This is a genomic window from Acinetobacter sp. SwsAc2, from assembly GCF_013391465.1.
Classification (GTDB): domain Bacteria; phylum Pseudomonadota; class Gammaproteobacteria; order Pseudomonadales; family Moraxellaceae; genus Acinetobacter; species Acinetobacter johnsonii.
In genome coordinates, this window is the sequence record NZ_JACBEZ010000044.1 from 1 (window position 1) to 24,636 (window position 24,636).

The 24,636-nt window shown below is 42.2% G+C and carries 19 protein-coding genes, 3 tRNA genes and 1 pseudogene; 13 read left to right on the forward strand and 10 right to left on the reverse strand.

Annotated elements, in window-relative coordinates; translation table 11 throughout:
* The first annotated feature begins 32 nt into the window (after positions 1 to 32).
* Genes HYI04_RS15055 through HYI04_RS15065 form a run of 3 tightly spaced genes read left to right on the forward strand, consistent with a single transcriptional unit; the run spans position 33 to position 1,436 of the window.
* Positions 33 to 350 (forward strand): hypothetical protein, encoded by a 318-nt coding sequence (locus HYI04_RS15055; protein WP_256733017.1) that lies wholly within the window; start codon positions 33 to 35, stop codon positions 348 to 350.
* On the forward strand, positions 340 to 1,038 hold the full coding sequence (locus tag HYI04_RS15060) for a zinc protease (RefSeq protein WP_159152996.1): 699 nt from the start codon (positions 340 to 342) through the stop codon (positions 1,036 to 1,038). The genes HYI04_RS15055 and HYI04_RS15060 overlap by 11 nt, the downstream gene beginning before the upstream one ends.
* Complete coding sequence (locus tag HYI04_RS15065) at positions 1,035 to 1,436, forward strand: NF045616 family extracytoplasmic (lipo)protein (RefSeq protein ID WP_326942888.1); 402 nt, start codon at positions 1,035 to 1,037, stop codon at positions 1,434 to 1,436. The genes HYI04_RS15060 and HYI04_RS15065 overlap by 4 nt, the downstream gene beginning before the upstream one ends.
* A 128-nt stretch (positions 1,437 to 1,564) precedes the next feature.
* Here the strand turns inward: HYI04_RS15065 and katG are convergent, their stop codons facing one another.
* The 3 genes from katG to HYI04_RS15080 form a co-directional block, all read right to left on the reverse strand.
* Positions 1,565 to 3,757 carry a catalase/peroxidase HPI gene (gene katG, locus HYI04_RS15070; protein ID WP_159152995.1) on the reverse strand — a complete coding sequence of 731 codons (2,193 nt, stop codon included), beginning with the start codon at positions 3,755 to 3,757 and terminating at the stop codon, positions 1,565 to 1,567.
* Positions 3,758 to 4,194: 437 nt separating this feature from the next.
* Positions 4,195 to 5,250 carry an MBL fold metallo-hydrolase gene (locus tag HYI04_RS15075; protein ID WP_159152994.1) on the reverse strand — a complete coding sequence of 352 codons (1,056 nt, stop codon included), beginning with the start codon at positions 5,248 to 5,250 and terminating at the stop codon, positions 4,195 to 4,197.
* A 70-nt stretch (positions 5,251 to 5,320) separates the two neighbouring features.
* The gene (locus tag HYI04_RS15080; protein WP_159152993.1) at positions 5,321 to 6,259 is read right to left on the reverse strand and encodes a cation diffusion facilitator family transporter; all 939 of its coding nucleotides are present in this window, start codon (positions 6,257 to 6,259) and stop codon (positions 5,321 to 5,323) included.
* 318 nt (positions 6,260 to 6,577) lie between these two features.
* Between HYI04_RS15080 and hcaR the strand changes: the two genes are divergently transcribed.
* Together hcaR and HYI04_RS15090 are read left to right on the forward strand one after the other, a co-directional pair.
* Complete coding sequence (gene hcaR / locus HYI04_RS15085; RefSeq protein WP_058868857.1) at positions 6,578 to 7,477, forward strand: DNA-binding transcriptional regulator HcaR; 900 nt, start codon at positions 6,578 to 6,580, stop codon at positions 7,475 to 7,477.
* Between the two features lie 301 nt (positions 7,478 to 7,778).
* On the forward strand, positions 7,779 to 8,456 hold the full coding sequence (locus HYI04_RS15090) for a DUF1345 domain-containing protein (protein WP_058868856.1): 678 nt from the start codon (positions 7,779 to 7,781) through the stop codon (positions 8,454 to 8,456).
* A 256-nt stretch (positions 8,457 to 8,712) separates the two neighbouring features.
* On the opposite strand, the gene HYI04_RS15095 is transcribed toward HYI04_RS15090, so the two are convergent.
* Together HYI04_RS15095 and HYI04_RS15100 are read right to left on the reverse strand one after the other, a co-directional pair.
* Positions 8,713 to 9,381: an HAD-IA family hydrolase gene (locus tag HYI04_RS15095; RefSeq protein WP_058868855.1), complete on the reverse strand. Its 669-nt coding sequence runs from the start codon at positions 9,379 to 9,381 to the stop codon at positions 8,713 to 8,715.
* A gap of 270 nt (positions 9,382 to 9,651) precedes the next feature.
* Complete coding sequence (locus tag HYI04_RS15100) at positions 9,652 to 10,590, reverse strand: RluA family pseudouridine synthase (protein ID WP_004692575.1); 939 nt, start codon at positions 10,588 to 10,590, stop codon at positions 9,652 to 9,654.
* Between the two features lie 757 nt (positions 10,591 to 11,347).
* Between HYI04_RS15100 and HYI04_RS15105 the strand changes: the two genes are divergently transcribed.
* The 5 genes from HYI04_RS15105 (at position 11,348) to HYI04_RS15125 (ending at position 17,321) form a co-directional block, all read left to right on the forward strand.
* Positions 11,348 to 14,830 carry an Rne/Rng family ribonuclease gene (locus HYI04_RS15105; protein WP_178896338.1) on the forward strand — a complete coding sequence of 1,161 codons (3,483 nt, stop codon included), beginning with the start codon at positions 11,348 to 11,350 and terminating at the stop codon, positions 14,828 to 14,830.
* A 170-nt stretch (positions 14,831 to 15,000) separates the two neighbouring features.
* Positions 15,001 to 16,842, forward strand: coding sequence for a long-chain-acyl-CoA synthetase (locus HYI04_RS15110; RefSeq protein WP_178896339.1), 1,842 nt, complete (start codon positions 15,001 to 15,003; stop codon positions 16,840 to 16,842).
* A gap of 130 nt (positions 16,843 to 16,972) precedes the next feature.
* Positions 16,973 to 17,048, forward strand: a tRNA-Lys gene (locus tag HYI04_RS15115).
* 19 nt (positions 17,049 to 17,067) lie between these two features.
* Positions 17,068 to 17,143 (forward strand) — tRNA-Lys (locus tag HYI04_RS15120).
* Between the two features lie 102 nt (positions 17,144 to 17,245).
* Positions 17,246 to 17,321, forward strand: a tRNA-Lys gene (locus HYI04_RS15125).
* Positions 17,322 to 17,464: 143 nt separating this feature from the next.
* Here the strand turns inward: HYI04_RS15125 and HYI04_RS15130 are convergent.
* The gene (locus HYI04_RS15130; protein ID WP_159152990.1) at positions 17,465 to 18,109 is read right to left on the reverse strand and encodes a hypothetical protein; all 645 of its coding nucleotides are present in this window, start codon (positions 18,107 to 18,109) and stop codon (positions 17,465 to 17,467) included.
* 281 nt (positions 18,110 to 18,390) lie between these two features.
* Here HYI04_RS15130 and HYI04_RS15135 point away from each other — a divergent pair, with 281 nt between their 5' ends.
* Complete coding sequence (locus HYI04_RS15135) at positions 18,391 to 18,666, forward strand: PspC domain-containing protein (RefSeq protein ID WP_004692583.1); 276 nt, start codon at positions 18,391 to 18,393, stop codon at positions 18,664 to 18,666.
* 95 nt (positions 18,667 to 18,761) lie between these two features.
* On the opposite strand, the gene HYI04_RS15140 is transcribed toward HYI04_RS15135, so the two are convergent.
* Positions 18,762 to 19,859, reverse strand: a complete 1,098-nt coding sequence (locus HYI04_RS15140) for an HPP family protein (protein ID WP_010325819.1) — start codon at positions 19,857 to 19,859, stop codon at positions 18,762 to 18,764.
* A 110-nt stretch (positions 19,860 to 19,969) separates the two neighbouring features.
* Positions 19,970 to 20,383 (reverse strand): lysozyme inhibitor LprI family protein, encoded by a 414-nt coding sequence (locus HYI04_RS15145; protein WP_159152989.1) that lies wholly within the window; start codon positions 20,381 to 20,383, stop codon positions 19,970 to 19,972.
* Between the two features lie 259 nt (positions 20,384 to 20,642).
* Here HYI04_RS15145 and glyQ point away from each other — a divergent pair, with 259 nt between their 5' ends.
* Together glyQ and glyS are read left to right on the forward strand one after the other, a co-directional pair.
* A complete protein-coding gene (gene glyQ, locus HYI04_RS15150) occupies positions 20,643 to 21,632 on the forward strand; it encodes a glycine--tRNA ligase subunit alpha (RefSeq protein WP_086209633.1) in 990 nt (329 codons plus the stop codon).
* The gene (gene glyS, locus HYI04_RS15155; protein ID WP_178896340.1) at positions 21,632 to 23,701 is read left to right on the forward strand and encodes a glycine--tRNA ligase subunit beta; all 2,070 of its coding nucleotides are present in this window, start codon (positions 21,632 to 21,634) and stop codon (positions 23,699 to 23,701) included. The genes glyQ and glyS overlap by 1 nt, the downstream gene beginning before the upstream one ends.
* 40 nt (positions 23,702 to 23,741) lie before the next feature.
* On the opposite strand, the gene ptuB is transcribed toward glyS, so the two are convergent.
* Positions 23,742 to 24,395, reverse strand: coding sequence for a retron Ec78 anti-phage system effector HNH endonuclease PtuB (gene ptuB / locus HYI04_RS15160; RefSeq protein WP_159152987.1), 654 nt, complete (start codon positions 24,393 to 24,395; stop codon positions 23,742 to 23,744).
* Between the two features lie 121 nt (positions 24,396 to 24,516).
* Positions 24,517 to 24,636 (reverse strand): annotated as a pseudogene (locus tag HYI04_RS15165) (IS30 family transposase); the annotation flags it as partial.

Genomic DNA, 24,636 nt, shown 5'->3' on the forward strand with positions numbered 1-24,636 from the left:
CTTTCAACTTTTGCCAGTGTTGATCTGTCAGCATGGTACGAGGCATAGCGAATAGTAAAATTGGGTTTGGCGATTTGATTTTACTACTTCGCTATTTTTTTAAGCTAAAAGTGTCAACACCCCCTAATAGTTTTGTAGCTGAACCTAATTTTAAATACGGACAAAAATTTGTACTACAGGATGAGTTAACAGGAGAACCTTTAGCTAATGTATGTTATGAAATATACATGAATGGTGAAACTTTCCACGGTAAAACGGATAAAGAAGGGTTTACTCATTTTATTACTAGTGAAACAGAAGAAGAACTAGAAATAAGAATAATTTTAGAGGATCATGAACATGGCGAATAGAGTAACAGGCAGAGGAAATCCTAAAAATACTGTTTTAAAGAGTATAACTTCTAAATTACAAAAAATAGATGCAGAGATGAAAAATCAAGCTGCTACTATTATTAAAGTCGGAAGTAAAAGACTGTTAACTTCTGGTGAAATAGCTATGTCTCGCCTGATTTTTAAAGATGCAATTGATTACTCTAAGGTCTGGATACATTTAGGTGGCTTAATACATACAAAAACAGGTAATGCCATGACGCCTGCTGGGGAAATCTATTTACCGAAAGATGATTACTTAAAAACACCTGACTATAGCAAAGCTACAGGTGAAAACCGTCATTGGTTTATTCATGAAATGGTACATGTTTGGCAATATCAAATGGGAGCATCAACAGGTTGGCTTGGGATAAAACAATTATGTAAAGGAGGATATACTTCGGAGGTCAATTCTGTTGACTCGGACAATGAGTTAGAAGCCTATGACACGGACTTAGGAGGTCGAGATTTAAATAAAAAATTTCAAGATTTTAACTTTGAACAACAAGGTAGAATTATTGAGTTTTGGTTTGATGCTTGTTATTTACAAAAAGTTAATCCCAAACGGGATCATCATCAAAAAAGTTTACAATTATTAGGCTATGTTGAGAAAATATTAAGAGATTTTTTACTTAACCCCTCAAATAAAAATTTATTACCGAAATCGTGATTATGAAAAAAATAATATATAGTTTTGTAGCAATGGTGCTTATAGGTTGTAATCAGCAGAGTCGAGATCTTAATACAAAAATTATTAATGATAATTTATGTCTTTTCACGAATGAATCTAAAGATTATGGAAAAGATAATTTTCTAGTTCATTTTGCAAAAATTGACTTTTCTAAAGAATATAGAAGTGAATATGAAAAATCTTACTCAAAAACAGACTTACCTATTAGTGAAAAAAATTGTATAGCTATCCCATTAGATAAGTTAGAAAAAAATTTAGCTTATACAATTACTTTAAGCACTATTAATAAGTCATTTAACTCTCAAATTTGTATTTTAGAAAATAACAGCGGTATTAGTATTAAACAGGTAGAGGCTGGAAAAAGCACATGTGAATAACTCCTATCGCATTAATTCACTTTAAAATTAACATAATTCACGCCATACAAAAATAATACAAAATTTAATAATATCAATATATTGAAATAAAAAACCGTCCTTAAGGACGGTTTTTTATTTCAATTAAACTACTTCACGTCAAAACGGTCTGCATTCATTACTTTTACCCAAGCAGCAACAAAGTCTTTTACAAATTTCTCTTTGTTGTCATCTTGCGCATACACTTCTGCATATGAGCGTAAAATCGAGTTCGATCCAAACACTAAGTCTGCACGTGTCGCCGTCCATTGGGTTACCCCTGTCGCACGGTCTACAATTTCATAACGGTTTTTACCCACAGGTTTCCAATTATATTTCATATCCGTTAAGTTGACAAAGAAGTCATTGCTGAGTACACCCACACGAGCCGTCAAGACACCTTCTGGTGCACCTGCATAGTTTGTGCCGAGTACACGCATACCACCAACTAACACCGTCATTTCAGGCGCAGTTAAACCGAGTAATTGTGCACGGTCTAACAACATTTCTTCAGGCTGTACGCTGTAATCTTCTTTGACCCAGTTACGGAAACCATCATGCTTAGGGAGTAAATCTTCAAAAGAATACACATCTGTTTGCTCTTGAGTCGCATCACCTCGTCCTGCAAGGAATGGAACTTTGATATTCACACCCGCAGCATGCGCCGCTTTTTCAACGGCTGCCGTACCGCCCAATACAATCAAGTCCGCAATAGTGACTTTTTTCGCCAGACCCGCCTGAATTTCTTCAAGTTTCGCCAAAACTTTAGCTAAACGCTCAGGCTCATTGCCCACCCAGTCTTTTTGTGGTGCAAGACGAATACGCGCCCCATTGGCGCCACCACGGTAGTCGGAACCACGGAAAGTCCGAGCACTATCCCAAGCAGTATTAATCAATTCAACCGAAGTTAAACCGCTATTCAGCAACTTCGCTTTTAAGTCTTCAATTTCAGCTTCAGACAAAACATAATCGACCGATGGAATTGGGTCTTGCCAAATCAGATCATCATTCGGTACATCTGCACCTAAATAGCGGGATTTTGGTCCCATGTCACGGTGAGTGAGCTTATACCAAGCACGCGCAAACACTTCAGACAAGTAAGCTGGATCTGCATAAAAACGCTCTGAAATTTTGCGGTATTCAGGGTCCATTTTCAGCGCCATATCAGCATCAGTCATCATTGGGTTGCGGCGTACATTCGGGTTATGTGCATCAACAGGTTTATCTTCCTCTTTGATATTAATCGGTTCCCATTGTTTCGCACCCGCAGGACTGGTGGTTTTTTCCCATTCATAAGTGAACAACAGATAGAAAAACTCGTTATCCCATTTGGTCGGGTGTGTGGTCCAAGCCCCTTCTAAACCACTGACCATGGTGTTCGCGCCATTGCCTGAACCTTCTGAGTTATGCCAACCGAGACCTTGGAATTCTACATCCGCGCTTTCGACATCTGCCCCTAATTTTTCGGCTTTACCATTTCCGTGCGCTTTACCTACGGTGTGACCACCCGCAGTGAGTGCTACGGTTTCTTCATCATCCATTCCCATACGGTCAAAAGTAACACGCATGTCTTGTGCAGTACGAAGTGGATCTTGGACGCCATCAACCCCTTCTGGATTGACGTAGATTAAACCCATTTGTACCGCAGCTAATGGATTTTCAAGCGATTTACGGTCTTGGTCATTGGCATAGCGGTTTGCCGTTGGTGCCAGCCATTGACGCTCTTCACCCCAGTAAATGTCTTTTTCTGGTGCCCAAATATCTAGACGACCACCACCAAAGCCAAAGGTTTTCAGGCCTGCTTCTTCATAAGCTACTGTGCCTGCAAGAACGATTAAATCGCCCCATGAAATTTTGTTGCCATATTTACGTTTGATTGGCCAAAGTAGGCGACGGCCTTTATCGGTGTTGACGTTATCAGGCCAACTGTTGAGGGGTGCAAAACGTTGGTTCCCTGTGTTAGCGCCGCCACGTCCATCTTGTTTACGGTAGGAACCCGCCAAGTGCCATGCGGTACGTACAAACATCCCAATGTAGCTGCCGTAATCAGATGGCCACCATTCTTGGCTGCTGTTGATGAGTTCACGGAGATCTTGTTTCACCGCTTCTAAATCCAATGATTTGAATGCGGCTGCATAGTCAAAATCAGGATCCATCGGGTTGGTTTTTTTATCGTGTTGCGACAGGATGTCGAGATTGAGCGCATTCGGCCACCAATCAGAATTATTGGTGCTGGCTAAACTCGTTTGTCCACCATCTTTCTGGTGAAATGGACAACCTGATGCTTGCATATTTTGTGTCATGTCGAGCTCCAAATTTGATCATCAAATTATGATTATCATGAACCGTTTAAAGTAATTATTACTGTTCTAACATAGCCCCTTTTGATGACAATCTAAAGCGAGTTTTACGAATAAAAACAATCGGATTCTTCTATGTAAACATTTAAGAAATAAAGAATTTTAACTTTTCAACAAGATAAGATCCGATGAAAACACAGCAAAAAGAAAGGCTTTTTATGCGAGGTTGATGGGCATTTTCAATTGAGTTTATCGATTAAAACTTAGACAACCCTTACCAGCAATGAGCGCGGCTCAGATTGAGTAAAAATTAAACAAAAAAGGCATACTTTCGGTTTTTAGATTTTATTTGAAAGATACTTTGGTGATGTCCTTATGGTCTCGGTGATGACTGTTTTGCCAGCCATCACCTGATCTTATACTTAAAGCGTTTGCGTTCATTACACGCTTAAACGTCGACCTTCTCTTAAGCAGACAAATGGATTCATCAGCTTCGAGCTATTTTTCATCGCCACTTTCAAGTCAATTTCAGGTTGTTCACGACTTTCATCGGTCAGCTGAAAGGTACGATAGTGAATGGCCATCGAACATTTGGCATGCAGGTCTTTATGTGCTTGAAAAGCATCTTGCGGATTCATATGCATATAGCGCATGAGCTCACGCGGTTCATACGCCCCGATGGGCAGTAATGCAATTCGCGGTGCGCCAAAACGCTGATGCAGCTCTTTAAAGTGCGGTGAATAACCCGTATCCCCCGCAAAATAAGCATAGTCAGCGCCACAGTGAATACTAAACCCGCCCCATAACGCACGGTTTTGATCACGCAGCCCACGGCCAGAACCATGCTGTGCTGGGGTATAGACCAGTTTTAAATCATGCAGACGCGCCGACTGCCACCAATCCATTTCCAGCACTTGTAAGTGCTTGGGTAAATACCATCCATTGCCCAAACCTGTGTAAATGGGCATGGCGAAACGCTCATACAACCAGTTCAGACTGGCAATATCCATATGGTCATAGTGGTTGTGGCTCAAAAGCACTGCATGGATGGTCGGTAAATCTTCCAAGGCAATGCCAGCAGGCATAACACGGCGAGGTCCCCGACCTTGCTTCGGACTGACATGTTCCGCCCACACAGGATCGGTCAATAAGTTATACGGCCCAATTTGAAGTAATACCGTGGCATGACCCACAAACCAAACCTGCCAATCCTTTAAATCGGCATGGGGCCGATCTTGCGGCAGGCTTTTTTTATCAGCATGAAAGTGCGCATACTCTTGCGCCAAATCCACATTCCATGTCGAAGATTTACGCTTAATCAACCATTTCACCAAGTCGCCTCGGCTACGGCCCTCAGGTCGACGAACCGAATTGACAAAGCGAGTCCCGTTATAATGGTCGGAGTGTAGAAACTGAAATTCGGGCTGTCGCCATGTATGGGACATGGTATTTTCAGTCGGAATTTGATAATGGAGTTCAGTTGATTTTGGCTTCATTTAACGTCGTTATCTTTATTGCAATACACCAGTAACAGGACCAGTTTTGAAAACTGACCTCTACCTTAACCTATTCCAAGCGTCCTTGCATTCGCTCTAACCACACTTTTTTTGATTGCGGCTTCACAAAGAGTGCCACAATTTCAGGATGTTTTTGTTTAATTTTTACTTCAATTCGATTAACACACGCTTCTATCTCATCGGTAGTGAGGTGATCTTCAAATTCTACACTCAACGAGGCCAAAACCTGCTTGGCACCCATTTGCTCGGTCAGTAAGCCGTTGGCCGACAGTACGCCTTCATCGTCTTGGGCAATTTTTAAGATATTTTGACGTACATGCAGGTCTGCGGTCTCACCGAGCAGCAAACCTTTGGTTTCTCGTGCCAAAAGAAAAGCGGACACCGCCAAAACCAGCCCAATCAGAATGGACGCCACTCCATCCAGTGCAGGCATATTTAAACGATGTGCCAAATAAATACCGAGAAAGGCAATCAACAGCCCAATTAATGCAGCAGAGTCTTCAAACAGAACGGTAAACGTGGTGGGGTCTTTACTGCGACGAAAGGCCTCAAAATAACCTTGCTGACCTTTCGCCGTACGAAACACTTTCAGAGCAACACACCATGAAATACCTTCACTTACAAATGCAAAGCCAAGTACAACATAATTGATGGTCGGGTTTAGAATAGGTTCAGGGTGCAAAATGTGCATGATCCCATTGTACATAGACACCAATGCCCCTAAGGCAAAGACCATAAGAGATACAATGAAGGCCCAAAAATATAGCTCTCGCCCGTAGCCAAAAGGATGATTAAAATTGGCAGGTTTATTTGACTTCTTCAATCCATATAACAGTAAAATTTCGTTTAAGGTATCCACAACAGAGTGAATCGCTTCACTCAACATGGCAGAGCTATTGGTCAGATAAGCCGCAATAAACTTTACTAGCGCAATGGCTAAATTCCCCAACAGCGCGGCATAGACCACCAGTTTATTTGAATCTGCCATATCGATTTTTAGCCCGTATGTTCAATTAAATTATATTTATGTTTTTATCATATCCAATTTCGGCAAAACGCAACTGTATTTTTATGTAGTTCACCTCCCCTGATTTTCAGGTGATTGGTATGAATTATTTTCAATATTTAATTAATACCTTTTAGCAATTATTAAAAAAGTTATTTCGTATAGAAAAGTCTTAAGACTCAACCCAAGATCATTTATTTTCTAAACAATTGAATCATCTTCACGGCATCATTGTTTATCGATTATACTTTACGGCAGTCATGGTAAGACATTTTTTGGATTAGTCAGTGGGTTATTTATATGGAACTTAGACACCTTCGCTATTTCATTACTGTTGCTGAAGAACTGAACTTTAGTAAAGCAGCACTGAAACTTTATACCGCTCAACCCTCATTAAGTCAGCAAATCAAAGACCTTGAAGAAGATGTCGGCGTACAGTTACTGTATCGAACCAAGCGAAAAGTTGAACTCACAGAAGAAGGTGCTGTTTTCCTTGAACAAGCTCGTCTCACACTAGCTCAGGCAGACAAAGCGGTGGCTATGGCACGTCAAGTGTCACAGGCCAAACAGCAGATGCTCCGCATTGGTTTTGTCCCTGTGGCGGAAATGAAAATCTTTCCTTATGTACTGCCCAATTTACGAGTACAAAACCCAGAGTTAAAAATTGAGTTATTCAGTATGAACAATACTGAACAACTGCGTTTGCTGAAAAAAGGGGAGCTGGACATTAGCTTTACGCGAAATAATGTCCATAGTGATGAAATTGAAAGCCAGTTTGTACTGCGTGAACCACTCATTTTCCTGTTGCCAAAAGACCATCCTTTAGCCCAATACGAGCGAATTCCGGTTAAAGCATTAGATGGCATTGATTTTATTATTCCCGCAGCCGAGCAGTCAGAGACTTTACACCAGACCATTTTAGAATTTGCCAAAGCTCATAATGTCGAATTCAACATTGTGCAAAAAGCGGACAATATTCTATTCAATATCAATGCGATTGGCTTGGGGCTCGGCTGTACAATTTTACCTGGTTATGTTGCGCCACTTAGCATGAACAACACGGTAATTCGTCCACTTGAGGTTGAGCTGCCGTATTTGGATCTGTATGTGAACTATCGTAAAAATAACAGCTCACTGGCAGTGACTAAATTTATAGAATTACTGACTCGGGTATTTTATTTGGATATTAACCGCGAATAACTCCGCAGTGAGTCCTGATTATTCATCTCATTCGGCGCGCCACTATTTTCTGAATAAATAGTTACGCGCCTTTCTCATAGAACTATACGCTGTAAGACAAGCATATTTGCACCCTTATGTTTTTAAGCGATGTCGATGACATCTCGCTTTTTCATTTTGCATTCTTTTTAATCTAGGATAGGCTAAGAAAAACAGGCTTTTGTCAAGTTCCCTACAGCTGAAGTCCGAACACAGACTGGTACTGAAGTAGATCTTGTGACTTTAGCTGCACGAAAAAAATAAAACGAAGAAGGAGAAAATTATGCCAGTGCCCACTTTGCAGCGTTTAAAAACAGCAATGAAATTTCGCCCCTTCTTTTTCATTAGTTTTTTGCTGACTGCTGTTTTTTATACGCTGCTGAATACATTTACCGACTGGTCTTGGTCGACCAATTTATTGATCAGTTGGAATATTGCCGTCTCAAGTTATTTAGTCAAAACCATGACCACCCTGTGGTCTGTTGACCATCGGCACATTCTGCAACATGCACAGCAGCAAGATGCCAGTAAATGGATCATTCTACTGTTGGTCATCCTGACTTTGCTCATGTGCTTAATTGCGATTGTATTAGAATTGACTCATCTTCCGAATGACCCAACCATCAAATACGGGCACTTGGCGCTGTCCTTACTCACCATTATTAGCGCATGGTTCTTTATGCATACCGTATTTGCCATTCATTATGCGCATGATTATTATCTGGCTCTCGCAGACCAACAAGATGCAGGCTTAGACTTTCCCAAAACGGCTCAACCAACCTATCCCGACTTTTTATATTTTAGTTATGTGATTGGTACTTCTGCGCAAACCGCGGATGTTTCCATTACTTCGCGTTCAATGCGTATTCTGAATATTCTGCATATTATTTTAGCTTATGGTTTTAACACCTCAATTCTCGCCATTAGTATCAATGTCGCAGCAGGTTTTATCACGCTTTAAACGTTTTTTTATTTATTGGTCATCCTCTCAAATGACAACCATCCAATATAAAGGCGATGATTGAAGTCCTTTCAACGACAACATCACAAAAAAAAGCCCCATCAAAGAGCTTTTTCAAATCACAAATCCAAAAGTTAAATGAAACGTTCATTCGCCTTAAAACATACTAAAGACAAAAGCTTTAAAGATGATCGACCCAAAACAGGCAGGCTCACTCTGACCATCTTCCACAGGTTATATATTTAGACCACTCAAGTTAAATCACTTGTTTAAGGTCAACATATTGTAATAAATGCTGCTGCAAGCTCGGCACATCATCAGCGATGGCTAAAGGTTGATATTGTCTGAGCGTTTCAGGTGTGTGCACCCCATAGCTCACCCCGATTCTCGGCATGGCAATATTACGCGCCATTTCTAGGTCATAACTGGTATCACCGACCATAATCGCGCGTTCAGCAGACACACCCGTTTCAGCTAAAATTTCTTCCAACATCAAAGGATGCGGTTTGGACTTGGTTTCACTTGCAGCACGTGTTGTCACAAATAGTGCTTGGCTCTGTGTTTGCACCAATACTCGATCTAAGCCTTTACGACTTTTACCTGTCGCCACTGCTAACTGTAAACCCGCTTCACGTAAGCCATTCAACATATCGGCTACGCCGTCGAACCAGACATCACCTTTCGAGTTCGCCACATAATGCTCGGCATAGCATTGCAGAATCTCTGTATGTAGCTCAGGCACTTGAGGAAATAATCGCTGCGCGACTTCTGGCAAACCTAAACCAATAATACTTTTTGCAGCATCAGCAGTTAAAGGCTGTGCAAATTGCTGCGCGGCAAACAATAAACTCGCCACAATCTGCCCCACTGAATCAAATAAAGTTCCATCCCAATCGAAGATAATCAGTTCTACAGGTTTGTTCATGCTGGGGTTCCAATATTTACTTTTATAAAGTCAATTTACACGATGCATTTGCTACACGATGGCGAAAAGGATGTCGCCGTTGAGCTGACTTGCACTTCGCTTTAAAGCAGTGCTTAAAGCGCGTTCAGGACTTCCATCAGCTCAACAAAAGATTTTTGTTACTTTTCATCTTTGAAAAGCAAAGATGACCAATACAGCATCCTTTTAAATTAATCACAACCAACAAAAGTCATGGCTTTATCACTTCTCCCAAAATGAAAGGGAAAAGACTTAGTCCTTCTTTTGTGCTCTTAACTGCGCCACAATACTCTGCATATCTTCAGGTAACGGCGCTTCAATCGGCGCATAACCAGGAATGTCTAAACGCATTGCATGCAGACATAAACGACGCGGTTTCGGTCCTTTATATTCTGTTTCATGACCATATTTATCATCACCGACCAATGGATGACCAATGCTTAAACCATGCACACGAATTTGATGGGTACGCCCTGAAAGTGGCGATGCGTAGACTAAGGTTGCATGCATAAAGCGCTCAGCCACATTCCACTGCGTTTTAGACTCTTTACCTTCACTCGACACACGCACACGACGTTCACCATTGGCCAGTTCATAACGGTGTAAAGGTGCATCAATTAACTGCTTGTCTAAACTCACCACACCTTTGACAACAGCGGCGTAAGTTTTCTTAATTTTGTGTTCACGCAACATGTCTTGCAAACTTTTTAACACACTACGCTTTTTAGAAATCATCACCAAACCTGAGGTATCACGGTCAATACGATGAATCAGTTCTAAATATTTCTTACCTGTTGCCGCACGTAAACCTTCAATCAGACCATAAGCCACGCCACTGCCGCCATGTACGGCAATGCCAGAGGGCTTATTGACGACCATCAAGCCCTCATCTTCATACACCACACGGCTGAGTAAACTCTGTGCTACTTTGTCAGAAACAGGCGCCGCATTTTCATCTTTTTGTTCATAGCGAATTGGTGCCACACGAATCTGGTCACCAATAGACAACTTAGTTTCTGCTTTTATACGCTTTTTATTCACGCGAACCTGACCTTCACGAATCAGGCGATAAATACGACTTTTAGGCACACCTTTTAAACGGCTAAATAAAAAGTTATCAATCCGTTGCCCTGCTTGATGCTCGTCCACTTCAAACCACGTCACGTTTTGCCATTGTTGGGTAGAATTCATACAGTTACTGCGACCTAAAAAATACGGAATTTGAATAAAAAATGACCATTTAGGCTATGCTTTACACAAGAAAGACTAGCTTAGCCCATAGGCAGATGGTACAAGGTTTGATATAGTCAGCGCACGGATACCACCATAAGTGAGTCAAAAGCTTAATCATTTCAATTTTAAATTGAATAGTTAAGAAAATAACTCAACTCAGCTTGGAACGGTCCCAAAAGAATTATGCCGACGCCGAAGGCTTATTATATCGGCAAAACAGCAAACTGTTAGGTTTAATTGTGCATCTGCACATAAATCAGTTTGCCCCAAAAAAATATGTGACCAACGAAGGTTGGTTTTTAAACGTAAACTGATATACATCAGATTAGTCGCTCCCTGATGTCGTATTCAGGCCACAGCGTTGATGCATATGGATCTGTTCAATTGTAAAGGTACGATGATAATTCCGTATCAAGACACCCTATCCAAAAAGAAGGGTTGCTCTTCGAGCAAATGTGACAGTGAAAGTTACTTACATCCAATGCACCGCTTGTCCGCCAGTGAAACGCGCAGGAGACTTTAATCGTTTAAAGATTGAAGCCGTATTGCCATCATCAATATGTGAATCAAAACCGAAGCCGATCAAAAAGGCAGGTAATAAAACTCAGACCACAATCGGTTTATTTGAGATCTGAGCAAAATTGGTCCGTGATGTTTGATGTTCGCTACGTGTTTAGCGATAGTTTGCTGTGTATCACTATTAGGTGTTACACCCATGAAACGTATGTTGATTAATGCAACACATGCAGAAGAGATTCGCGTTGCACTTGTCACTGGGCAGCGTCTTTACGATTTTGACTTAGAGAATCGTACCCGTGAACAAAAAAAATCTAATATCTATAAAGGTCACGTGACTCGCGTTGAGCCTTCTTTAGAAGCCGTCTTTGTTGAGTATGGTGCGGGACGTCAAGGCTTCTTGTCTATGCGTGAAATCGCAAATTCATATTACCAAGCAGACCCACGCCAAACTTCAAACATTCGTGAATTGATCACTGAAGGCACAGAGCTTTTGGTTCAAGTTGAAAAAGAAGAGCGTGGTAACAAAGGCGCTGCTCTTTCTACCTTCATTTCTTTAGCTGGTCGCTACTTGGTACTCATGCCAAACAACCCGAAAGGTGGTGGTATTAGCCGTCAAATTTCAGGTTCAGTACGTGAAGAATTGAAAGAAATGTTGGCGTCGTTAAATGTACCTCGTGGCATGAGCGTGATTGTACGTACTGCGGGTATTGGCCGTTCTCAAGAAGAATTACAACTCGACCTACAGCACTTACTTGATCTTTGGGCGCAAATCCAAAACACAGCAAGTTCTGGTCCATCACCAATGCTGGTTCACCAAGAAGCAGGCGTGGTGACACGTGCGATTCGTGATTATTTACGTGATGATGTTGCTGAAATCTTAATTGATTCAGAGCAAGCCTATAACGAAGCCTATAACTTCGTAAAAGCAGTTATGCCTCGTCAAATCGACAAGTTAAAAACTTATACGCTAAATGAACCATTATTTGCGCATTTTGGTATTGAAAGCCAAATTCAAACAGCTTATGAACGTGAAGTTAAACTTCCTTCAGGCGGTTCAATCGTTATTGACCAAACCGAAGCATTAGTGTCAATTGACATTAACTCTGCAAAATCAACCCGTGGTAGTGACGTTGAAGATACAGCGCTCAATACCAACCTTGAAGCAGCGGAAGAAATTGCACGTCAACTGCGTTTACGTGACATTGGTGGTTTGGTAGTAATCGACTTTATCGACATGACCAAAGACCGCAACCAACGTATGGTTGAGGCGAAACTTCGCGAAGCAACACAAAGCGACCGTGCCCGTATCCAATTCGGTCAATTGTCTCGTTTTGGCTTGATGGAAATGAGCCGTCAACGTCTACGCCCTTCGCTTGAAGAAGCAACAGGTTATGTCTGCCCGCGCTGTCATGGCACAGGTATGGTTCGTGACTTACGTTCATTATCGCTTTCAATCATGCGTAAAGTAGAAGAAATTGCGCTGCGTGAACGTCATGGTGAAGTTCAAGTACAGGTTCCTGTTGAAATTGCAGCATTCTTATTGAATGAAAAGCGTCACACGCTGGTTTACCTTGAACAAACCTCAGGTGTTCGTGTGACTGTGCTTCCGCACCCACACTTAGAAACCCCACATTACGAAATTTCGTATAACCCTGAAGGCTTTGCACCAACCAGCTATGAACGTACAGAAGCAACACGTTCAAGCGAAAAAGAGTTGGGTTACGAGTCATCAGAATGGCATTTAGATGGCGCAGATCATGTGCATCAACATGCCGCTCCTGCGCCTGCACAACAAGAAAAAGGCAACAAAAAACCTCGTAACAACGCGCCACAACAACAAGTTGCGCAACAAACCCCTGCCCAAACGGCTCCTTCAAGCAGCCCATGTGCATGGTTAGAAAACTTGTTTGTACAAAAACAAGCTGTGACTGTCGATCAATCACGTTCTGCAAATAATGCTGCTGCTGCCATTGAGCAAATGGTGAATGGTGGTGCAGTGAGCCGTGGTCAGTTTGGTCAAGTTGGTACGCCTGCTGCGGCACCAGTTGCACCAAGCAATAATGTCTACATGAGCTCTGCACTTGTTCATGCAAAATCTGAACACCGTGAAGATAAGCATGTAGAGAAAGAAGAACGCGGCACACGCCACAACAAAAAGCGCCCTAATAAGCACAAAGAGTCACGTGAGCAAAATGCGCAACATAACAACCAAGTTCATGAAGAAATTGTGCAGGTCTCTCGTCAAGATCAACAGCGCCAAGATCGTTATGAACAACGTCCTGAACGCAATGAACCACAACGCCAAGACCGTCATGAACAACGTTCTGAGCGCATTGAACAACAACGTCAAGACCGTCCAGAGCGCAGTGAACAGCAACGTCAGGAACCACGTGATAACAAGCGTTCATCACGTCGCCAACACGGTGAGCAACAGCAAAACACTGATGTTCAAAACGAACAGCAAAATGCAATGCCACGTCGTGACCGCCGTAACCAACCTCGTCCAGAGCGCCCAAATCGCCATCGCGATCCAAGTGTACTGAATGAGCAAGCGACTGAAACAGCGCCAGCTGTGGTTCAAGAACCTCAAGTTAAAGTTGAGTTGATTGAAGCACCGCGTCAAGAAATGATCACAACAGCCCATGTGGTCAATGTCGATCAAGCGCAAAGTGAAATCGTGGCATTAACTCCACCCGTACACACTGCAACCGAAACCAAGCCTCAGCAAGCGGCTGTTGCGAAAGCAGAAGTTGAAGTAAAAGCTGAGAAAGTGGTACAGGAGAAATCAGCTGAAGTTGTAGCAGCACCTACTGAACAACAAGCAGAGCAAAAACCACGTGAAAGCGTAAAACGTGCCAGCAATGACCCACGTCAACGCCGTCGCCAACAACGCGCTGCACATACACAGCAAACTGAAATACCTAAACTCACACCTTCACAGGTGCCAACTTTAGGTCAGTACACCATCAGCAGCTTGATTCGCCATGTCTATGGTGAAGACTGTTCAGTGCTGATTGAGCAGTTTGGTTTAATTCCAACCTTCAACCGTGCCCTTCAGAAATTTACTGAAGAGTATGCAGCAACGTTGAGCAAAACTGTGACAACGCCTGCTGTTGAAGCAGAGAAAAAACCGGTCACCCGTGATGTTGAAATCACAAAAGCGCAGCCTGAAGCAGAGCCAGTTCCAGTATTGGACCTGACACCGCCTGCACCTGTATCTGAACAACGTGTTGCAAATGACCCGCGTGAGCGTCGTCGTCTAGCTAAACTTGCTGCTGAACAAGCTAAACAAGCACGCGAAACAGCGCCTGTTGCTGAATCGTCAGCGCCTGAAACAGCGATTGTTGCAGAAACGCCTACTGCTGAAGCTGCGCCTGCTGTAACTCCAGAGGAAAACGAGCCTGCTCTTGTAACAGAAAGCGAAGCGCCTGTTGCCGTTGAAAGCAGTGAAGTAAAAAGCTCGGCAGATGTAGCTGCGGTTGAAGAAGTAGAAGCTGTTGTTGCTCCAGTTCAAGCCAAAGCACCTAGAGCATCAAAGCAAACTGAAAAAGTAGAAGCGACTGAAACTGTAACGGAAACAGCTGCGGACGAGTCAGATAAATCAGACTCGGACAAGCCAGTTCGCCCACGTCGTCCACGCGGTCGTCCACCGAAAAAAGCGAGCCCGACTGAATCGTAATTCGCCCTAGAGTTATAAATTTTAAAAACCTAGTCATGTCAGTGGCTAGGTTTTTTTGTTATTTTCGTCAGATTAGGTTGATTGCACTAGACCGAAACGATTAAAAGAACAAGTGTAGAAACTGAGCACTATTCAAACGCATTGGATTGCATAAAATAATTAGGATTCATATGAGCCAACACCCATCACATGACCTCATTGGTATTACTGACGTTGCAGCAAAACTTCCTCAATTCATCAGTAAAGTTCCCAACTTACTCAGTGGATTAAAGCAAGCATATTTACGTGCCCCAAACACCCCAGCAGGCCTCGGGATTGCTTTTGAAAAAGCAGTGAAGCGCAACCCTCACGGTATGGCCCTGCTTTTTGAAGATCAAAAATTTAGCTACCAAGCCCTCAATGAATGGGCAAACCAAATCGGGCATTATTTTTTATCCATCGGGGCAAAAAAGGGGGATGTCATCACAGTGATGATTGAAAACCGCCCTGAATTGGTTGCAACCGTGATTGCACTTGCCAAAATTGGCGTTACTGCGGCTTTAGTCAACACCTCTCAAGTCGGTAAAGTGCTGGCGCATAGTATTAATCTGGTCAAACCCATTGCAGTCATCGTGGGTGAAGAATGCCGTGCCGCAGTTGATGAAATCCGTCATGATCTAAATCTCACTGCGGATCGTTTCTATTGGTTTGCCGACCAAGAAACCCAAAAAGATGCAGGCCTTGCACCACAAGGTTTTAGTAATCTTGCTGAAAAAATTGATGCCTTTGCCAAATTCAATACCCCAACCACACACAGTGTGCTGGGTAAAGATGGCTTATTTTATATTTATACCTCAGGCACAACCGGTTTGCCTAAAGCCGTTATTTTCACGCATAGCCGCTGGACGTTGGCTTATGGAACCTACGGGCACGTGCTGAACCTCGGTAAAGACGATGTGATGTATGTCACCTTGCCGCTGTACCATGCAACAGGCATTGTGGTGTGTTGGTGTGGCGTGATTGCGGGTGCGGGCACCTTGGCTTTACGCCGTAAATACTCCACTTCTGCTTTTTGGAAAGATGTGCAAAAGTTCGATGCCTCTGCCATTGGCTATGTCGGTGAGTTATGTCGCTACCTCATGGATGCATCACCTTCAACGTTAGAAAAAGGCCACCGTGTCACCAAAATGATCGGCAATGGCATGCGTCCGAATATTTGGGACAAATTCAAACAGCGGTTTGGTATTGAAGAAATTTTAGAGCTTTATGCATCGAGTGAAGGCAATGTCGGTTTTAGCAATGTATTCAACTTTGACAACACTGTCGGCTTTTCACCTACGCCTTATGCCATTATCCAGTTTGATAAAGACAAAAATGCGCCTGTTTATGATGCCAAAGGTGGCTGTATCAAGGTCAAAAAAGGCGAAGTTGGTTTATTGATTGGTAAAATTACCCGCCGTTCTCCATTTGATGGCTATACTGATCCTGAAAAAAATAAATCAGTGATTCTTAAAGATGTCTTCAAATCCGGCGATGCTTATTTCAACACAGGGGACCTAGTCCGCGACATTGGCTTTCGTCATGCCCAATTCGTCGACCGCTTAGGCGATACCTTCCGCTGGAAAGGCGAAAATGTGTCCACGACTGAAGTTGAAAACATGGTTAGTGAATATGACAAAATCACCGAAGCTGTAGTATATGGTGTTGAAATTCCGAACACCAATGGTCGTGCGGGAATGGCTGCGATTACACTGGCAGATGGCGCTGAACTGAATGAGCAGGATTTAGCTCAAATGCTCGTGAGCTTTAAAAAATGCCTCCCTGCCTATGCTGTACCCGTTTTCTTACGCGTACAAAAGCAAGTTGAAACTACAGGAACATTTAAATACCAAAAGAACAAGCTAAAAGCACAAGCCTTTGACCCGAAAAAAACGGATGAACGTTTGCTGGTCCTGTTACCCAACAGCAGTGCATATGCAGATTTAACGCAACAAGTCTTTGATAACATTCAAGCGTATCAATATCGCTTCTAAACTCGAATTGCTTGTTTTTTAGCTACCTAATCGCAAATTTGTTGTATTTATAATCAAACATCAACAAGTTTGCGATTTTTTACTTGCGCTCGATGCATATCTTGCTACAATACGCTCCATCAAATGATATGGGTCGTTAGCTCAGCTGGTAGAGCAGCGGACTTTTAATCCGTTGGTCCCGCGTTCGAATCGCGGACGACCCACCATTCCTTTGATACCCTTGATGGGTCGTTAGCTCAGCTGGTAGAGCAGCGGACTTTTAATCCGTTGGTCCCGCGTTCGAATCGCGGACGACCCACCATCTTTCTTGTAAAATCTAATTTTACAAACCTGCTCAGGTTCGAATGCTTTAAAAATTTCTTTTTTAAACTTTCAGCGAATACTCTTTCGCACACCTTGCTCAGGGTCGTTAGCTCAGCTGGTAGAGCAGCGGACTTTTAATCCGTTGGTCCCGCGTTCGAATCGCGGACGACCCACCATTTATTTAAATCCTCTTTAATTGCATTGATATGACATTTATTTAGCGACACGCTATTTAAGGCATAAAATTCGCACGCTGTTCATTTCTTCACTATTATTATTCTTCAGTCGTATTTTATTGCTTTACCCAATTCCATTTTAACTATGAATTAGGCTCACGCTTTAACGTATACGCACGCTCTAATTTCGGAAAACCTCGCGCATACCATTTTTGGTTAGTGGTATCTAGATTATTACTTTTATCTAAATCCATTTGCAGCGTTTGCGAATCTACCACGCGATAATAAAAATTAATCCCCTCTTTACGATGCACAATCAGCTCTGTTCGCTCTTTATTCATGGTCCACGTATCACGGCGATAACTTAAGTTTGAAAAGCCAGGGCGTTGTTTTTCCGAAAAGACCTTACCTAAGCGAACAATGCTGCGATGCACCGTACCATCAGGTAAAAAATTGAGAATAAAATCAGCCTTCCCCGTTTCACAAGGGAAAAAATAACCATCACATTGAATTTGTGTGCGATAACGCCCGATGAACTGCTGTTCACCAATATCCAGCTTACGAGGTGCATACTCCGAATCATCTTGCATGGTTGCCCGTCCTGCCACCTCAGTCAGCTTCTTCCCCGACTCAGGCGGAACAACCGCGTCCTCTACCGTGCTATTTTCATGTTGTTGTGACGCTTCCGACAGCCCACCATCACAGCCAGCTAACGATACACCGATTAGCGCCACCGCTCCTTGCAGTAATACGCCAATCAAACCCTGATGCTTTCGTTTCAACTTCATTCCACACTCACTTTCTGCACGTGATTAATCTCCATAACCATCACGAATATTCCATCCTGACCCCTGGTGTTTTCTCGGATTCAAATGACTTGCTGACTTTAAGCAGCTGGCTCAACGCCAAATAGAGCACATTTTAGTCCTGATCAAAACCCCAGCTTTTATCTCTTTACATAACTTTACTTTTTAATTAGCTCCGTCACCTTTAAAAACTTAATTCCATCTCCATTTTTAAATTATGAGTGCATAAAGCCACTCAGATTTTAATTTTTAAGGAGACCTAGATGGCCAATGTTGGTTTATATCGCTCAAACCGCTCAAACATGATTGCTGGTGTGATGGGTGGTATTGCTGAACGTTTTGGTTGGAACGCAAATTTACTTCGTATTGTTTTCATCACCATTTCACTGTTAAGTGCAGCATTCCCTGGAATTTTGGTTTACCTGATTCTTTGGTTGGTGATGCCGAAACAAAAAGACCAAATCGAGCATTCTCCACAGGCTCGATCGGGTTATAGCAATACGATGCGTACTGTTAATCCAGATCATCGCAACCCATAAGCGCACATCTTTCGTCTCAAAAAAGTTTCTTTTTATGCTACGACCACTTCCCCCAAAGTGTCGTAGCTTTTTTTTGCCTACGACACTCACATGACTTAACGATGTTGTAACAGACGATACAACGCTGCAATCATATCGGCACGGCTAATGATGCCGACCAAAGCCTTGTTTTCAACCACAGGAATATAGTTAAAAGAACGTTCAACAAAGTACGGGATCAAATCTTGTAGTTCTTGATCCGGCTGTACCGTGACCACCTGACGTTTCATAATGTGCTTGACTTGATCTTGCCAAGAGGTACGCAAATCCGTTGCCTTTTGGAACCACTCGACCACTTCATATAAAGCTAAGGTGCCGCATACTTGTTCAGCTCGATTTAACACAGGTAAACTCATTAGATTGACCTGTTTAAATTTTTCCACAGCGACTTGAATGTCTTCATCTTCATATAAACACAGGACATCTTTACTCATAATGTCCCGACAACGTAGGTCTATATGAAAGCGAGTATCGGCCTGCGCTTGAGCTTTTAAAATCAGTTTTTGTAAATCATATTCACTGATGTCGAGTAACTGTGTTTCTTGGGCTAAAACTTGATGAATATCTTCAGGTTGAATCGTAACCTTCTGGGTGGGGGTCGGGTCGGTGCTACGCGTATTGACTTGCGCCACAGTTGGGTATTGCTTCCCGAGTAAACGGTTGAACACAATCGCAATCACGAGAAGCAAGATCGAGTTGAGTAAAACAGGATAAAATACAAACTGATAACCCAGCTCGTGTACCGTCTCACCTCCCAGCACCGCTGTAATTGCCACAGCACCACTCGGTGGATGCAAAGAGTCTGTCGTCATCATCAAAATAATCGACAAAGCCACAGCAACACTAAATGCTTCTGTTAAGTTGGAAATATAGAGTGCGCAGGTCACCCCAATTACTGCTGCAATCGTATTCCCAATCACAATATTCCATGGCTGAGCCAAAGGACTGGCTGGTACGGCAAAAAGCAACACCGAGGACGCACCCATCGGGGCGATATACCATGCATTGATCCCACCCAAAAGCCACCAACTTATGAGTGAAGACAGTGCTAATCCCAACAATGCACCTAAACCACAGAGCATTCTTTCCTTTAGCGGTAACACTTTAAAATTCGGTTTTAAGGTATTTAACCATTCAAGTTGCATATGAAACACAGCCACCCTTCTACTTTTTCGCACTTAACCGGTGCAAAATTATACGTGGTCTCACCAATAAGATGCATCTATTTTACATCTTATTTTTATGAGTAATTCTACTGAATTCTTTAGTGAACGTATTGCTGTAACTGTACAACCCGTTCAGCACACTGCTGCATAGGACAAAAAGCATACATAGGCGATCCAACATACTGGCCTGCATTATCACACTCTTGCTCAACATAGGCTTTCCACAAGCGTTGTGATTTCAAAATGGCTTGATAACGTTCAGGCTGCTGCCATTCGGCACTTTGCACCCGTATTTGATCGAGTAATGCCACAATTTGCTTTTCGTAGCCCTGTTTGGCTTGATCCGCACAAATTTGTACCACGCTATTGTTAATCCCTGCCAGTTGCTGCTCTTGAATGGTTTGCTCGACACATTGATTATAAACATCCAGCTCGGCCTCTTGCTGCTGTGCGTGAACCGCTCCACTGAACGTAGCCAACGAAATAAGGATGTGGAGATATAATTTTCGCATGATGTGCTCTTGGTTTTATTGTGCAGCAATTTAATATAGCAAACTCAGGCAATTTGGCTCAAATCAGAGAATAGATGGTCTATGTCATACACGCAGTCCAATCCTTTTCGGTATACGTAAATCGTGCTATCTGACTTCTTTTACGTAACTATCACAGTTGAATTTTTAAATGAATGAATCCCGCTGAAACCTTTGCCACTCCCCTGCAAAATCCTTATACTTAGAACCAATTTTTTCTTATATTTATAATGGATGCTGCATGAGTCGCGCCATATCGCATATTGATACATTCCAAGGCTTAATTCTTGCCTTACAAAACTACTGGGCTGAACAAGGTTGTGTGATTTTACAACCTTACGATATGGAAATGGGTGCAGGGACATTCCACACTGCTACATTCTTACGCGCACTTGGGCCAGAAACTTGGAACGCAGCATACGTTCAACCCTCACGTCGTCCTAAAGACGGTCGTTATGGTGAAAACCCAAACCGTTTGCAACACTATTACCAATTCCAAGTAGTACTGAAACCAAACCCAGACAATATCCAACAACTTTACCTAGACTCATTAAAAGCGATTGGTATTGATACCCTTACTCACGATATTCGTTTCGTAGAAGACAACTGGGAATCGCCAACACTGGGTGCTTGGGGCTTAGGTTGGGAAGTTTGGCTCAACGGTATGGAGGTGACTCAATTTACGTACTTCCAACAAGTCGGTGGTGTTGAGTGTTATCCAGTCACAGGTGAAATCACTTACGGTCTTGAACGTTTGGCAATGTACTTACAAGGTGTCGATTCTGTTTACGATCTTGTTTGGACCAAAGGTCAATTTGGTACTGTGACCTATGGTGATGTATTCCATCAAAATGAAGTTGAGCAATCGACCTATAACTTTGAATATGCCAACGTTGAAAAAATGTTTGAATTGTTCGATTTCTATGAAGCGGAAGCAACGCGCTTAATGGAAGCTGAACTTCCACTTCCTGCCTACGAACAAGTGATTAAAGCATCGCATAGCTTTAACTTACTTGATGCGCGTGGTGCGATTTCTGTGACTGAGCGTCAACGTTATATTTTACGTGTACGTACTTTGGCTCGTTCAATTGCGCAAAGTTATGTGGCGGCTCGTGCCAAACTTGGTTTCCCAATGGCAGAACCACATTTACGTGATGAAGTTTTAGCTCAATTGAAAGCTCAGGTTGAAGCAGAAGCGGCTCAAGCAGAAAAATCAGCGGAGAACAAATAATGTCTAAACATACAGTTTTATTTGAACTTGGCTGTGAAGAACTTCCACCAAAAAGCTTAAAAACTTTACGTGATGCATTGCAAGCTGAAACAGAAAAAGGCTTAAAAGATGCAGGTTTAGCTTTTGATTCTATCGAAGCCTATGCAGCGCCTCGTCGTTTAGCATTGAAAATTATCAATGTCGATGCTGCTCAAGCAGATACTCAAAAACGTTTTGACGGCCCTGCTGTACAAGCTGCTTATGATGCTGAAGGTAAGCCAACCAAAGCACTTGAAGGCTTTATGCGTGGTCAAGGCATTACTGCGGATCAAGTTTCAACTTTCCAAGCAGGTAAAGTTGAAAAAGTTTGCTATCTAAAAGATGTGCAAGGTCAAAGCCTTGATGTTTTACTGCCACAAATTTTACAAACCGCTTTGGATAACCTTCCAATCGCAAAACGTATGCGTTCTGCGGCAAGCCGTACTGAATTCGTGCGTCCTGTAAAATGGGTTGTGTTGCTTAAAGACAATGATGTTGTTGATGCAACCATTCAGGATCATAAAGCAGGTAATGTGACTTATGGTCATCGTTTCCATGCACCTGAAGCGATTACTTTAGCCAATGCAGATGCTTATTTAGATGCGCTTCGCGCTGCAAAAGTTGTAGCGAATTTTGAAGAACGTCAAGCCATCATTGACCAACAAGTGAAAGCTTTGGCTGATGAAGTGAATGCCATTGCGATCGTTCCTGCTGATTTACGTGATGAAGTGACTGCATTGGTTGAATGGCCTGTTGCGCTTCGTGCAAGCTTTGAAGAACGTTTCCTTGCTGTGCCTCAAGAAGCATTAATCACCACCATGCAAGACAATCAGAAGTATTTCTGTTTGGTGAATTCGGACAATAAATTACAGCCTTACTTCATTACTGTTTCAAATATTGAGTCTAAAGATCCAACTCAAATTATTGAAGGGAATGAGAAAGTTGTACGCCCTCGTTTGTCTGATGCAGAATTCTTCTTCTTACAAGACCAGAAGCAACCGCTTGCATCTCGTAAAGAAAAACTCGCCAATATGGTTTTCCAAGCACAGTTAGGTACGCTTTGGAATAAATCTGAACGTATTGCCAAATTGGCTATGGCTTTATCTGCGATCACAGGTGCAAACCCTGCGGATGCTGAAAAAGCAGCATTACTTGCAAAGTGTGATTTAACCTCTGAATTGGTCGGTGAATTCCCTGAGCTTCAAGGGATTGCGGGCACTTACTATGCACGTATTGAAGGCGAGAATGATGAAGTTGCGGAAGCTTTAGGCGAGCAATATTTACCTAAGTTTGCAGGCGATGTTTTACCGCAAACCAAGACAGGTACAACGATTGCCCTTGCAGATCGTTTAGATACGCTGACTGGTATTTTCGGTATTGGTCAAGCACCTACAGGTTCGAAAGACCCGTTTGCTTTACGTCGTTCTGCAATTGGTATCTTACGTTTAGTGACTGAAAATAATCTTGATGTTTCGATTGAAGAATTGATCAAGCTTGCTTTGGCTGCTTATGGCGATGTATTGAAAGACCATGATAAGACTTTAGCGGATGCTGTTGCATTCCTTGAAGGTCGTTACCGTGCAAAATACGAAGACCAAGGCGTTGCTGTTGATGTGATTCAAGCGGTTCAAGCGTTATCTCCAAAATCTCCTTTAGATTTTGATAAGCGTGTAACTGCAGTGAATCATTTCCGTAGTTTGCCTGAAGCTGCTGCTTTGGCTGCTGCGAATAAACGTGTTGCCAATATCTTGGCGAAAGAAGCTGCACCTACGGGTGAGATTGTTGAGTCTAAATTGGTTGAAGATGCTGAAAAAGCACTTTATGCAGAAATTCAAGCTATTCTGCCTGTGGTTCAACCGCTTTTAGCTGCAAAAGACTACACCGAAGTACTTTCTAAGTTAGCTGCACTTCGTACGCCGATTGATGCTTTCTTTGAAGGTGTTATGGTGATGGCTGATGATGCTGAATTGAAAGCAAACCGCTTACGTTTACTGGCTCAGTTGCGTGATTTATTTACTAGCGTTGCAGATATTTCAGTGTTGCAGCACTAAGCTGAATGATTGAAATAAAAACCCGCTTTAAAGCGGGTTTTTATATTAAAGTATTTTGAGAAACAGCTAAATAGTATTCACTCACAACTATATCATGTTGCAAAGACTGAGTTTGCTCACGAATAAACTCTCCATCCTCCTCGCCATTGCTACATTCTATTAGTTCTTGCAACTCATACAATCGCATTTGAAACTCTGAAATTTTTTTTTGTCTTAGATTTACTAAACGAGTAGATTCCAAATTAAGTACTCGAATAGTTTCTCTACCTTTAATAATAGAATTATCATCTAGATTATCTTTTATATTAATATGTCCATTAGGTAAAAAAGCTAAATATCTAGCTGGATCTTCAGTATCAGGTCTTATTAAATTTGTAGCGTCATAATCAGTAACCTGATCATCTTTGTATCTTCCACAATGATCTGGATGGTCACATGAGCCAAATAAATTATCCCATTCATATATACTCCTACCCCTCAAACCTTTTAGGATATGTTGTGGAGTTAAGTGCTCAATATGACAATTTTCCCCTATTAGCTTTCGTTCACAATAAGCACAAAAAAAGTTTTGCATTATATTTAATGCCTGCCATATTTCCGATTTATCAGAATCCTCTAAATCCCATTTGGTAGGACTAGTTTTTTTTAGTTTATGAAGACAAGTTGGAGCAACGGGTCGATTTAATTTTCTCATCCCTAACCTCGTTGCCCTATACGCTTTCTTATTAATAAAAGTTTAATTTGATTATTAATACTTGAAATAACAGGATGATCTTTATCGAAATGATTGACCAACTTTTCAAATAACGGCGAATTCAAACATGAGGTGCGACAGTTTCAAAAGCCATATGATAATCAACAAGCTGAGCAAATTTCTCTAATGGTGTAAGCCAATCTAACGCCTTTCTAGGACGAGTATTCAGTGACATGGCAAC

Bases quoted from the DNA above. Each gene is read 5' to 3' on its own strand.
- HYI04_RS15055 (WP_256733017.1), top strand. From the start codon at position 33: ATGGTACGAGGCATAGCGAATAGTAAAATTGGGTTTGGCGATTTGATT.
- HYI04_RS15060 (WP_159152996.1), top strand. From the start codon at position 340: ATGGCGAATAGAGTAACAGGCAGAGGAAATCCTAAAAATACTGTTTTA.
- katG (WP_159152995.1), bottom strand. From the start codon at position 3,757: ATGACACAAAATATGCAAGCATCAGGTTGTCCATTTCACCAGAAAGAT.
- HYI04_RS15075 (WP_159152994.1), bottom strand. From the start codon at position 5,250: ATGAAGCCAAAATCAACTGAACTCCATTATCAAATTCCGACTGAAAAT.
- HYI04_RS15080 (WP_159152993.1), bottom strand. From the start codon at position 6,259: ATGGCAGATTCAAATAAACTGGTGGTCTATGCCGCGCTGTTGGGGAAT.
- hcaR (WP_058868857.1), top strand. From the start codon at position 6,578: ATGGAACTTAGACACCTTCGCTATTTCATTACTGTTGCTGAAGAACTG.
- HYI04_RS15090 (WP_058868856.1), top strand. From the start codon at position 7,779: ATGCCAGTGCCCACTTTGCAGCGTTTAAAAACAGCAATGAAATTTCGC.
- HYI04_RS15095 (WP_058868855.1), bottom strand. From the start codon at position 9,381: ATGAACAAACCTGTAGAACTGATTATCTTCGATTGGGATGGAACTTTA.
- HYI04_RS15100 (WP_004692575.1), bottom strand. From the start codon at position 10,590: ATGAATTCTACCCAACAATGGCAAAACGTGACGTGGTTTGAAGTGGAC.
- HYI04_RS15105 (WP_178896338.1), top strand. From the start codon at position 11,348: ATGAAACGTATGTTGATTAATGCAACACATGCAGAAGAGATTCGCGTT.
- HYI04_RS15110 (WP_178896339.1), top strand. From the start codon at position 15,001: ATGAGCCAACACCCATCACATGACCTCATTGGTATTACTGACGTTGCA.
- HYI04_RS15130 (WP_159152990.1), bottom strand. From the start codon at position 18,109: ATGAAGTTGAAACGAAAGCATCAGGGTTTGATTGGCGTATTACTGCAA.
- HYI04_RS15135 (WP_004692583.1), top strand. From the start codon at position 18,391: ATGGCCAATGTTGGTTTATATCGCTCAAACCGCTCAAACATGATTGCT.
- HYI04_RS15145 (WP_159152989.1), bottom strand. From the start codon at position 20,383: ATGCGAAAATTATATCTCCACATCCTTATTTCGTTGGCTACGTTCAGT.
- glyQ (WP_086209633.1), top strand. From the start codon at position 20,643: ATGAGTCGCGCCATATCGCATATTGATACATTCCAAGGCTTAATTCTT.
- glyS (WP_178896340.1), top strand. From the start codon at position 21,632: ATGTCTAAACATACAGTTTTATTTGAACTTGGCTGTGAAGAACTTCCA.
- ptuB (WP_159152987.1), bottom strand. From the start codon at position 24,395: ATGAGAAAATTAAATCGACCCGTTGCTCCAACTTGTCTTCATAAACTA.